Annotated in this window: 10 protein-coding genes; 2 read left to right on the forward strand and 8 right to left on the reverse strand. The window is 63.9% G+C overall.

All coding sequences use genetic code 11. From position 1 onward, the window contains the following. A partial coding sequence (locus C501_RS12640; protein ID WP_043568341.1) for a DUF7927 domain-containing protein occupies positions 1 to 748 on the forward strand: 748 nt, incomplete at its 5' end. Between the two features lie 82 nt (positions 749 to 830). Beyond that, on the forward strand, positions 831 to 1,658 hold the full coding sequence (locus C501_RS0105535; RefSeq protein WP_156807651.1) for a hypothetical protein: 828 nt from the start codon (positions 831 to 833) through the stop codon (positions 1,656 to 1,658). A gap of 44 nt (positions 1,659 to 1,702) precedes the next feature. Here C501_RS0105535 and C501_RS0105540 read toward each other — a convergent pair whose 3' ends face one another. Genes C501_RS0105540 through C501_RS14570 form a run of 8 tightly spaced genes read right to left on the reverse strand, consistent with a single transcriptional unit; the run spans position 1,703 to position 11,881 of the window. After that, positions 1,703 to 3,742, reverse strand: a complete 2,040-nt coding sequence (locus tag C501_RS0105540) for an NADPH-dependent 2,4-dienoyl-CoA reductase (protein WP_018134640.1) — start codon at positions 3,740 to 3,742, stop codon at positions 1,703 to 1,705. Then, complete coding sequence (locus tag C501_RS0105545) at positions 3,739 to 4,278, reverse strand: PadR family transcriptional regulator (RefSeq protein ID WP_018134641.1); 540 nt, start codon at positions 4,276 to 4,278, stop codon at positions 3,739 to 3,741. Before C501_RS0105545 ends, C501_RS0105540 begins: the two co-directional genes overlap by 4 nt. Positions 4,279 to 4,337: 59 nt before the next feature. Then, positions 4,338 to 5,546, reverse strand: a complete 1,209-nt coding sequence (locus tag C501_RS0105550) for a glycosyltransferase (RefSeq protein ID WP_018134642.1) — start codon at positions 5,544 to 5,546, stop codon at positions 4,338 to 4,340. 50 nt (positions 5,547 to 5,596) lie between these two features. Continuing rightward, the gene (locus C501_RS12645) at positions 5,597 to 6,154 is read right to left on the reverse strand and encodes an alpha/beta fold hydrolase (protein ID WP_245532417.1); all 558 of its coding nucleotides are present in this window, start codon (positions 6,152 to 6,154) and stop codon (positions 5,597 to 5,599) included. After that, entirely contained in the window at positions 6,114 to 6,401 is a 288-nt protein-coding gene (locus tag C501_RS13540) for an alpha/beta hydrolase (RefSeq protein WP_051064480.1), read from the reverse strand. Before C501_RS13540 ends, C501_RS12645 begins: the two co-directional genes overlap by 41 nt. A gap of 1 nt (position 6,402) precedes the next feature. Beyond that, positions 6,403 to 6,765 (reverse strand): acyl carrier protein, encoded by a 363-nt coding sequence (locus tag C501_RS0105560; RefSeq protein ID WP_018134643.1) that lies wholly within the window; start codon positions 6,763 to 6,765, stop codon positions 6,403 to 6,405. Further along, positions 6,762 to 10,121: an acyltransferase domain-containing protein gene (locus C501_RS12650; RefSeq protein ID WP_156807652.1), complete on the reverse strand. Its 3,360-nt coding sequence runs from the start codon at positions 10,119 to 10,121 to the stop codon at positions 6,762 to 6,764. The genes C501_RS0105560 and C501_RS12650 overlap by 4 nt, the downstream gene beginning before the upstream one ends. Before the next feature lie 5 nt (positions 10,122 to 10,126). Beyond that, positions 10,127 to 11,881, reverse strand: coding sequence for an SDR family NAD(P)-dependent oxidoreductase (locus C501_RS14570; protein WP_211206347.1), 1,755 nt, complete (start codon positions 11,879 to 11,881; stop codon positions 10,127 to 10,129). Positions 11,882 to 11,897 lie beyond the last annotated feature (16 nt).

Genomic DNA, 11,897 nt, shown 5'->3' on the forward strand with positions numbered 1-11,897 from the left:
GTCTGTGAAGAATTCAGGCTCGGTGGATACGACCACGGATGCGGTGGCGACGGATGATATGTCGCAGGTGCTGGATAAGGCTGATTTGGTGGATGGGCCGACGGCGTCGGTGGGTTCGGCGGTTTTGGATGGTACGACGGTGCGTTGGTCTGGTGCTTTGCGGGCTGGTGAGTCGGCGACGATTACGTATTCAGTGAAGATCAAGGATGGTGCGACGGGTACGTTGCGTAATTACTTGATCGAGCCGGATATTGAGGTGGTTCATCCGTTGATTGAGTATGCCAAGGTTGCTGATCCGATCTCTGGCAGCAAAGTGGAGCGTGGGCAGGTCATAAACTATACGCTTACTGCCAGGAATCCCGGTAACGTTCCCTACGACAACGCCACTTTGACCGACGACCTCAAGGGCGTCCTACCGCGGGCAGATGTTCTGCCGGGGACGTTATCGGCTAGTTCAGGGCAGGCCGTCCTGGATGGCAGCTATATACGCTGGCAAGGCACCGTGGGAGCCGGGCAAACGGTCACGGTGACGTTCCAAGTGAAGGTCAAGGACAATGCTGCAGCGGGGCGGATCACTAACACGCTGCTTGAGACAGGTGAGCAGACCTGGCATGAAATCGACGGTCTGGAACCACCCTTGCCGCCTACGGGAGCCGGGGGTGTGGTGCTAATGATGCTTCTCGGCCTAGGCATTCTCGGGAGCGGAGCGCTTTTGCTCCTGACCGCAGGAAAACGGCGTAAGAACTAGTAGATCTAGTAGCTACTGGCCACATCAGATGGTGGTGAGCCCGACGGCTCACCACCATCTCTGGAGCTATGAAAAGGCGAACATGAAGATACTGCGCCGCCTTGTCGCTGCGGGTATTGGTTTAGTGTCCTTGATGATCGTCGTGTTTGCGCTTCAAGGGTGTTCGTCTCCGACCGAAGGCGGCGGCGATGTCTCAGCGGCTTCTCCTAGGGCACTGAGCGATGAAGAAGCTTACCGGCTCTCCTCAATCCGATTCCGGAACTTCGATGCGGGGACTCGTCAGGTGACCGGTACGCTACGTAATCAGACAGGGTCTTATGAGCTGGCCGGCTGGCTGGACTTCGCGGGGAGCGCGGGCCTGGCAGAAATCCGGCCCGATACCACGGCGGGCAAGCCGCCGTTCCTGGTGAGCTGGACTCGACAGACAGTGGCGTTCCGAGAGCTTCCCGCAGGTCAAGACGGTTCGGGGCTACCAGATCCTGGCCAGGACGTCTCTGGCTGGGATAAGGCGACTCTGGATCCGGAAACTTCGCCGCTAGCCAAAGGCCTGGCCGCTCTACTTCTGCTGACTGCGGACCGTCCGGAGAACCCGCTTCTGGTGAAGCAGGGGACTGCCCAATGGGTGGGGCAGGAGCAGCTCAATGGCGTGCTCACCGATGTATTCCTTGGGCCGCCTCCCCGGACGGTTCCTGAAACTTCAGCGCCTGCGTCCTCCGCTGCACCGGGCCCTTCGGGCTCCGCGCCCTCGGGCAGTGCTGATGACCGCACCAAATACTGGGTCGACTCCGCGGGAACTTTACAGCAGTTCGGTATCCGACTCGATGCAATCCAGGAACTGAGTGTTTTTACTTTCACTGATCCTGCAGATCTCCCTGCGTTGCCTACTCCTGTTGTGGAAGCGGTACCGTAACTACCCGGGATGGTGCAGCCGCGGTTCTCCGAGGCTCTGGAGGATCACATTCTGGCCGCAAGCTCAGTGGCCTGTTTGATCGCGCGCTTGGCATCCAGCTCGGCGGCGATATCGGCACCGCCGATCACGTGGAACCTTTCCGTGCTCATATCCAGTTCCTCCGGGCTGAACGGCCTGACCGGCTCCTGGCCGGCGCAGATCACCACGTTGTCGACCTCGAGCGTCCGCAGCGTGCCGTCGGCCAACCGGATCTGCAGCCCCGAATCATCGATGCGCTCATAGCTGACGCCACCGATCATCTCGATCCGGCCGGCTTTGAGCGCTGCGCGGTGCACCCAGTTGGTGGTCTTGCCCAAGCCTGCGCCGAAGGGCGTCTCCTTGCGCTGCAGCAAGAAGAGCTGCCGCCGGGGTGCCTCCAGGACCGGGGTGGTGAGGCCTCCGGGGAGCTCTGGTCCGGTGCTGACTCCCCACCGCTTCTGCCAGTGGGGGATGCTCTCGGCCACCCCGGGGGCGGTGCCCGGTTCATCGAGAAGGTACTCGCCGACGTCGAAGCCGATGCCGCCTGCGCCGAGGATGGCCACCCGGTCTCCTGCCGGGCGATCGCCGCGCAGGAGCTCATCGTAGAGCAGCACCATCGGGTGGTCGATACCCTCGATCGCCGGTACCCGGGGCCGGACCCCGGTAGCGAGTACGATATCGTCGAATTCCTGGAGGTCAGCGGCCAGGGGGCTGCGGCCCAGCTGCAGCTCTACGCCGTGCAGCTCCAGCTGATATCCAAAGTAGTTCAGCGTTTGCGCGAATTCCTCCTTGCCGGGGATCCGCATCGCCAGCCGGAACTGACCGCCGATGCTGTCCCGGGTTTCGAAGAGAGTCACCCGGTGCCCGCGTTCGGCACTGGCCGTCGCCGCGGCTAGTCCGGCCATGCCGGCCCCGATCACGGCGATCTTTTTCCTACGCTGCGGTGGGACCGGCAGCAGCTGGAGCTCGGTTTCGCGCCCAGCCCGGGGATTGACCAGGCAGCTGGCCCGCTGATGCGCGAAGGTATGGTCCAGGCAGGCCTGATTGCAGGCGATGCAGATATTGATCTCTTCGCGGCGGCCGCTGGCCGCTTTCGCCACGAACTCCGGATCGGCCAGGAACGGCCGGGACATCGAGATCAAGTCCGCCTGGCCTTCGGCGAGGATGCGTTCGGCGGTTTCCGGGGTGTTGATCCGGTTCGAGGCGATCACCGGGACCTTCACGAGACTGTGGAGCTTACCGCTCCATTCGGTGAAGGCCGCGCGGGGAACCGAGGTGACGATCGTGGGCACCCGGGCTTCATGCCAGCCGATGCCGGTATTGAAGACCGATACCCCGGCTTCTTCGAGGAGCAGCGCGAGCTCTGCGACTTCTTCCCAAGTTTGGCCTTCAGGGACGAGATCCAGCAGTGAGATCCGGTAGCCGAGCACAAGCCCTTCACCGACTTCTTCGCGGATCCTCCGGACGATCTCCAGCGGGAAGCGCATCCGATTCCGGGCGCTTCCGCCCCAGACATCTTCCCGGTGATTGGTCCGGGTTGAGAGGAACTGATTGATCAGATAGCCTTCCGAGCCCATGATCTCGATGCCGTCGTAGCCGGCATACTGAGCCAATCTGGCGGTCTGCACATAGTCGGTGATGGTCTTCTCCACGTCGCGGGAGGAGAGGGCTCGAGGGGTGAAGGGGGTGATCGGTGATTTGATCCGGCTGGGGGCGCGCAACAGGGGCTGGTAGCCGTAGCGGCCGGCGTGCAGAATCTGCAGCGAGATCAGGCAGTCCTGGTTCGCGGTGTGGACGGCATCGGTGACGAGCCGGTGTTTCTCGGCCGCCCGGTGGCTGCGCAGCATAGCGCCGCCAGGAGTGAGCGCGCCTTCGAGGTTGGGGGAGAAACCGCCCGTGACGATGAGGGCCGCTCCGCCGGCTGCGCGCTCGGCGAAGTAGGCAGCCAGCTCCGGAAAGTGCTTGCTGCGGTCTTCCATGCCGGTGTGCATCGATCCCATCACGACCCGATTGCGCAGAGTGCGCGCACCGATCTGCAAGGGGGTCAGGAGCAGGGGGTAGTTCATGATCTCTCCTCTAGGAGCTGGAGCATCTCCTGGCACCAGCCGATATAGCTTTCTTCGCTGCGAATGCCTCCGCGCAGCACCAGGTAGAGCGGGAGCTGATCCGGGGTCAGTGCTGCCGGCTCCGGGTAGTTCCTGGCGGCTTCGGCTTCGAAGTAGCTCAGTCGCTCTTGATGCGCTGCTAATTGCCGCCGGATATCAGTCAACACCGCCTCCGGGCTGCCATGCTGCATACCCCGGACTTTCACCGCGAATTCGCTGCGGGACTGCTCCAGCGGTGTGGGCTCGGTGCTCCACTGGTGCAGCGCTGCCCTGCCGGATTCGGTGAGTCGATAGGTTCTGCGTTCCCGGCGCCCGGCACCGGCGGCACTGCTGGCCTGAATATCGCCTGAGGCTTCCAGATCAGCGAGAACCCGGTAGATCTGCTGATGACTGGCTTGCCAGAAGAAGCCCAGGGAGCGGTCGAAGCGGCGCGCCAGATCGTAACCGCTCGCGGTCTTCTCCGCGAGCGAGACGAGAATAGCGTGCTTCAGTGCCACACGTGCATCTTATCCGTTTCTATATGCAATTAGTTGCATTGAGTAGTTGCATTGAGTAGTCAGCTGACTGCAACTGCATGATCCATCACCCGTTCGATGGCATCGACCGCTGCGCACAAGCCGCCGGCAGTGCGCAAAGCCTCCTGATAAGGGCGGGCGTTCTGCTGGTAGACGGGATCATCCAGCACGGTTCGGGTCGCGTCGGCGATCTGCTGCGCGGTGCTCCGGCTGAACCGCACCGCGACGCCGACACCGTATGCTGCCGCCCGCTCGGCAATGATCGGCTGATCATCGCGGATTCCCGCGAGCACCATCGGCACCGCGAACCAGAGCGCCTCGCAGACGCTGTTGTACCCGCCGTGATTGATGAAAGCAGCGGTGTGCTCGAGCAGCTGCTGCTGCGGAATCCGAGGCGCCACCAGCCGTCCTGGAGGTGACGGCAGATCCCGTAGAGCCCCTGCGGGGTCAGCGAAGACGCAGCGAACACCGGCCGCGGCAAGACCTCCCGCAGCGGCGTGCAGGAAGCGGTTCCCAGCACCGACGTTAGTGGTACCCAGAGCCACTAAGACGGTGGGTTCCGTGCTCTTCTGCACCCAGCTCATCACGCGTTCATCTTCAGCACTCAGCCCAGCTGGACGGAAAACCGGGCCGACGAACTCCACGGGGCCCAGCGGGTGACCGGCCCAGGCACTGCCCGGGCGTTCAGTGGAAGCTTCGAAAAGTCCCTCGAGACCGAAGGCGATGGTCAACCAGGGGGAGAACAGCGGATCATGAACCGCAGCCGGATTGCCGATCCGTTGACGCAGCCCCAGAAGGAGCTCGTCCCGCCAGTGCAATACTTTAGGCAAGGCCGCTAGCGGGTTGACCAGTTCGATCATCGTCGTGGCCGAGGTGATCCAGGGAATACCGAGCCGCTCCGCCACCATGGCACCGGCGAGCGCTTGCTGGTCCACCACCATCACGTCCGGGGCGAAACTCTGGACGGCGGCTTCGACATCCTCTGCCATGCCATCGGCCAAGGGTACGAAGACCTCTTCCCAGAAGAACTTCAGCGCCCCAGGGCCCATCAGTGTGGGCGGTCGTTGCGGCAGTTCCGCCCAGCCGGTACGGCATTCGAAGAGCCTGGCCCCCGCGGGCAGGAAATCCCGGTGAAAGGAGCCGATGCCCGCCCAAGCCACCTCATGACCGCGCCGAACGAGCTCTTCGGCGAGGGAGAGCAGCGGGCTGCTGTGCCCTACCAGCGGAGGGACGACGATAAGGATGCGCATGTGCTCAATCCACGGGAACCGGGCTGCGGTCTCTGCCCTGGTCCTGCGGGTCAGGGACCGGAGGATACTTGCGTATCCACGTGATCAATTCTTCCTCGAGGAGGCGAGGGACCTCCGTGAGCACCGAGTGGCTGACCCTCCGGCACCACCACCGTGGTGGTGTTCTGCAGCAGTGAGCGCATCACCGGCTCCTGTTCGAAGAGCCAGGATTCGCTGCCGTAAATGGCGAGCACCGGCACCGGCAACTGGGCGACGGTCTCGGTGGACACGGTGGCGGACTCCGGGAGCTCCTCGAAGAACCTGGTTTCTTTGGCCAGTCTCCGGGAGAGCTTGAGGATCTTCGCCCCGGCGAGTCCATAAGCAGCCACTGCCCGGACCATGGCATCGGCTTTATAGATCTCTTCTTTGGCCTGCTGGAACGTCTCCCGCATCGTATCCGCCCAGGCGGGGGTGGGCGGCTCCGCTTCCAGGGAGATCATGGAGGCCACGCGGTCCGGATGCTCCAGGGCGATGCCGTATGCGACCGTGCCGCCATAGGAATTACCGGCGATATGCACCGGGGTGCCGTCATGCACGGCGTCCAGGAGCATCCTGATGTCCTCGACCACGTGCTGGAGGTGGTACCCGCTGGGGATCTTGGCACTCTTGCCGTGCCCCCCCCCGGTGGTCGAACATGATCACGTCGATGCCGGCCGCCGCGATGGCCGGGGCGATCGTCATATAGTAGCTGGCCAGATTATCGATGATGATCCCGTGGACCAGCACCAGGGTCTGCCGAGGCTGCTCCGGGCTGAGCCCTTCCCCCCGGAGGATCTCATAGTTGAGCGGTTGCCCGTTGACTTCGAGAATCGGCACGTCAGTGCTCCTTGTCTGCGTAGTCTGCTGGGGGGTTCAGGCACGCCACTACATAGTCGACCAGGCGGCCCACGCGCATCTCGATGATCTCGTCGAGGTCCAGGGAGCCGAAGAACGCCGCGAAGTTCACGCGCGAACCGTAATGCTCCCGGAGCTTACCGCCGAAGGAGACCAGATCGATGCTCTCCAGCTCCAGGTCCTCCTGGAACGAGGTTTCCCGGGTGATCTCGACATCATCGAGCCCGTATTCCTGCACCATGTCGGAAAGGATGCTGGAGATCTCAGCCAGTACCTGCTCCGGATCGGCGCTTCCGGCTGGTGCCGATGGAGCAGTTTCTGCAGTGACCGTCTCTTCGATGCTCATGATGCTTCCTCTCTTGCTGTTGCTGTTCGCTGCGCTTCAGCAGCTCGTGCTGACGTCAGCCTGTCTGCGGGGATGGTGGTCCATGCCACGAGGTAGTTCTGTGCTGCCCGGGTTGGTGCTGGCGCGGTATGGCGGATCAGCCGCAGCCGCATCGTGACCTCCCCGGAGACCGCGGGATGGCGCACGGTGAGTACGTGTTCCGGGCTGGCCGTTGAAGAGCTCGCCTCTGCGCTGAGCACCTTGATGCTCTGTGGCTCACCCGCAAGGCCTGTGCCGCAGGCCTTGCCCACGGCCTCTTTGGCGCAGAATAAGCCCGTCCGCCAGAAAGCGGCCCAGGAATCTGTGCCAAGCGCAGTGTCGCTGGTGGAAGAGCTCGCCTCAAGTCGCTGCAGCAGAGTGCGCTCGGCTGGGGTGAAAGCGACCTCCAGGAACGACTCGGGGCGTTCCGCAAGCTGTTCCACATCGATACCGGCCAGCTCCCCGCCAGAAATTGCCAGGGCGACGCCCAGATCCTGACTATGCGCGATGCTCAGTGAGATCTCCGGCAGTTCCCGCTCGTGCAGACCATAGGGATAGGGGGATCCTGTGCTCCGGTGGCCGATGCCGATCTCCGCCGGAAAGATCGCTTCCTGCTGCTCGGGCTGCTGCCAGAGCAGCCTGCGTACAGCGTCTTTAGCCACGATCCGGCCGAGTAGCAGCTGCCTGCGTCCGCGCGGGGGAGAGCTTTCATGCTCTGCGCGCTCGGCCCGGCCCAGATATTTGCGCAGGGTGATCTCGCGGGAGGCGAGATCCGGCCAGTGGTCGGGCAGCAGCATCCAGCCACCGGCTTGCGGCTCAGCCACGGTGCAGTGCTCTATCCGCTCGTCGAGCTGCCGGATGTTCGGCGGGCTGTCGAAACGCCGCTCCCGCCAGCCGGTGATCTCGCACCAGAGCCGGCCCTGCCAGCTGATCCGGCCGTTGGCGTGGAATGAGCGGTCCGTGACCTCAGTGATGGTCAGGGCGCATTCGAGTTCCGAACCGCGGGGTGGTTCCGGCCCGTAGAAACGCAGCCCGTCCGCAGCGATCGGGAAGACCGTCGCGCGTTCGGTGAAACGTGCCATCAGCCAGAATCCTGCGAGTTGCCCAATGGTATCCAGCAGCGATCCCTGACCTTCTCTGGCGGTGACGGTCGCACGGATATGGTGCTCGCCGATCCCGCGGAAAGCGAGCAGCCCTTGATACCGGGGGCCGTGGAAGAGCCAGTGCTTGCTATACGCTTCGGCAGCGGTCATCGGGAGCACATCCTGAGGCTCATCCGGGGCGGCAGTCTCCGGCGCGGGGTGCGTCTGCGGGTACTCGGGTGCCAGTTGCACTCTGGCATGCGCATAGCTGCCGAAGGACATCGCCATCCAGTCGGCGGACACCCGCTCCCCGGTGATCTCCACCTGCTGCGGAGAAGAAGCCTCCACCCACTGGTCCAGATGAATGTCCTGGACCGCTACCGCTCGCATGCCGGTGATGTCTTCTGCCGCTTCCATGAGCAGGGTGACGATAGTGGTGCCCGGTACCACCGGGAACAAGTCGGCGGGTTCAGGCCAGCCCGGGCGCTGCCGGACGAAACTGTGATCCGCCAGCGCGGGCATGGTCTCCAGGGAAACCGTCACTAGACGGTTGATCTGCGCGGGCAGCCCGATCGTCTCCGGGGCGCTGTGCGGAACCGCTGATGTTCGATGGTCAGGAAGAAGGTTTCCGCTACGAGCGCTTGCCGCGTGAACCGGGTTGAGCGCGGCTTCGAGCACATCGGCCACCGCGGTATCGCTTTCCTGCAGATAGGCCTCCAGCTCATGGTGTAGGAAAGGGTTCAGCTGCTGCTCGGAGACCAGTTGCTGCAGCCGATCGCGGGGATTGGCTGAGAGGGGATTGGCTGAGAGGGAATTGGTAGAGCGGGGATTGGTGGGGTGGGGGTCGGTGGAGATCAGGGCGGCAGGCAGTACCTCAGCCGGTTCTGGATCAGCCGGTTCTGCCACAGCAGTGACATCTCTGACATCAGAAAGATCAGAGAGATCGGTGAAAGATGCGTCGCAGATGCCCAGGAAACTCAGATCCACTGCGCGGCCGCACGCCCATAGCGCGGTCAGGACGCAGCGGAGCTGATCCAGCCCGCTGCGCTGCGGAGCATTGGCACTGACTACGAAATGCTCTCTGCCGCGCAGGGTGTCCGCTATTAAGGTGCCCAACTGCCCAGGCCCGAGCTGAACGAAGCCGCGCACACCGGAGGCGTACATATTCTCAATGAGTTCACGGAATCTTACGGCTTCGAGAAGGTGCCTGGTGAAGATCTCCGCGATCTGTGTGGAGTCTTGAGGGAAGGGCTCCACCGTGGTGGCGGACCAGACCGGGATCGTCGCGGCTTGCGGGACGAGCCCTCCGATGACCTCATCCAGCTGCCCTAAATATTCTCGGAACATGGGGGTGTGGAAGCCAGAGGAGAACGGCAGTATTCGACAGATGCGGCCCTGCTCCTGGAGGGCGTCGACCAGCTGGTCGACCTCTGCCGTGGGCCCGCAGATCATCGACTGCTGCGGGGAATTGTCATGGGACAGGGTCACATCCGGGCGGTTCCCGAGCGCGGCGGAGACATCGGCCGCGGAAGCGCCGATCACGGCGAAGGCCAACCCCGGGAAACTCACCGTGGACTCGGAGCGATCGAGCATCTCATCCAGGGCATCGCTGGTGAACATCCCGCCCAGGGCCATTGCGGACCATTCCCCTACGCTGTGCCCGGCGAGCGCATCGGCTTCTACACCCAGCTCCCGCAGCGCGAGGCCCAGGAGCCGGGAGACCTGAAGTACGGCGCTGCCCTGATGCTGAGCATGGGCATAGCGTTCCGGGAGGCTCGCACTCGCAGAATCCGCAGAGTTTCCAGCGTTGCCTTGCAGGCCGCGTAGACCGGGCAGGCCGAACCACTCGATGACATCGTCGATGGACGGTGCGAATTCGGCCTCCAGACCCGGGCAGATAAAAGCCAGGGCCCCCGACGAATCCGGGTCAGCCGTGATTGATTTCCCTGTGGTGGACCCCACCGGAGTCGCCGAAAGCAGCGGGCCAGGGGCGAACCAGACATCACCTCGGCCATACCACGGGGCTCCCCGGGAGACCGCTTTACGGACTGTTGCCAGCTGGCGCGCACCCGGGCTCACGATGCCCAGCCGGACCGATCCGTCCCCCGGGTCTTGCCCGATTCGTTCGAGCAGCTCATCGTCCGGAACGGCGAGCAGCTGCTCCAGTTCATCGACGCTCGAAGCGGAGAGCATGAGCACGGGCGCGGCCTCGGCGGCAGCGGATAATTCGAGCAGATCATTGCTTTCAAGAGTCATCCGGATCACCACTGAGCGGAAGCGGTGTAGACCACAGCATTGAGATCGCGCTGCCCCCAGGCGAGTTCCTTGAGGAGCGCGAAGGTTCCAGCTTCCGGATCGATCAGCTTGATGCCGCGCCGGGCGTAGTCCCGGCCCAGCTCAGGGGACACCATGCCGGGGTTCTGCTCTGCCGGAGCCCACGGCCCCCAGTGCACCGTCATCGCCCGGCGCCCGGTGCGTTGAGACCATGCGGTACCCATCGCCTCGAGAGCATCATTGGCGGCAGCGTAATCGCTCTGCCCCCGGTTCCCCAGCGCAGCCGAGATGCTGCCGAAGAAGACCACGAAGCCCGGGCTGACCGGCAACTGCTCTGCGACATCGAGGATCGTGGCGGCACCGTGCACCTTCGTGCTGTAGACCCGACGGAAGGATTCCGGATCCTTCTCGGCGACGAGTTTGTCCTCGATCACCCCGGCGGCGTAGATGATGCCGTCGATCCGACCGTACTTCTCATAGGTCGACATAAGAGCTGCCCGTAAGGCCGTTGTGTCCCGTACGTCCACCGCGCGGTAGCCGACATCGCTGCCCAGAGCCCGCAGCCCATCCACGGTGGTACGCACTTCGCGCTGGGCGAGGATCCGGTTGATTTCCTGTTCGATATCCGCGGGGACGGCTCCCGGGCGGGAGGCGAGAGCCCGGCGCAGTGAAGTCCGGTCCGCAAGCCCGCTCAGCTCGCCGTCATTCTCTGCGTCGTTATCCGCATCGTCCAGTTCGGTGCGGCCCAGCAGCTCCAGGCGGCAGCGACTGCTCGCCGCCAAGGTCGCGGCGAACTGCGCGGTGATCCCGCGGCCACCGCCGACCAGGACCACCACGGCATCCTGATCGAGCTGCAAGGCCTCCGCTTCCGCGGAACCCGCCCCGCCCGGCCCGGCGCCGGTGGCACCGAGCAGGCCCAGATCGCTCACCGCCAGTTCCAGGCCGCTGCGTTCGCCGTTGACCACATCGACGATGGGTTCGTAACTGCTGTCTGCGAGTTCGGCGATGATCGCCTGCGCCACGGTGTCCGCCGGCCGGGTGGGCTCCAGGTCTATCAGCCGGACCAGCGTCTGCGGATACTCCCGAGCCAGGCTGCGGAACAATCCGCGCAGGCCTATCGTGCGCTCGGCTACTTCAGCGAGGTCGCTTTGTGCTCGCAGAGGCCGTGCTGCCAGCAAGTACCGTGGGGCCCGCGCGAGTGCGGCTTTGAAGATCGGGAAAGCATCCGGGACCTCCGCGGTGGCGGGATTCTCCAGGGGGTCCAGGTAGAGCACGCCGTCGGCTTGAGCGGTGCGGAGTTCGGCCTCGGCCTGCTCCGCGGCGATGACCCGGGCTTGCGCGCCGAATCCGATAGCGGTTTCTGCAGCAGCCTGTGCGATGTCTCCGGAGCCGATGATGAGCAGGGTTCGGCCGGCGAGCTGATTCGATGCCGGGCGCGGTGATTCCAGCCGCGTTTTCTGGAACAGCAAACGTTCCGGAACATGACCGGGCACGGCCTCCGAGGAGGCATCGGTTGTTACTGCGGGTGTTGGGGCGGTTGGGGTGGTTGTGGTGTTGAGGTGTTGCTGGAGCCAGGTGGTGATGTGTTCTGTGGTTCGGGCGGTGGCGAGTTGGTCGAGGTCGGTGGGGTTGATGCTGAGGCCGTGCTGGGCGAAGCGGCTGGCGATTTCTCCGGCGATTTCGGTGCGTTTGATGGAGTCGATGCTCAGGTCGGCTTCGAGGTCGAGGTCTGGTTCGATCATTTCGGCGGGGTATCCG

Source organism: Acaricomes phytoseiuli DSM 14247 (assembly GCF_000376245.1).
GTDB classification, from domain to species: Bacteria; Actinomycetota; Actinomycetes; order Actinomycetales; family Micrococcaceae; genus Renibacterium; species Renibacterium phytoseiuli.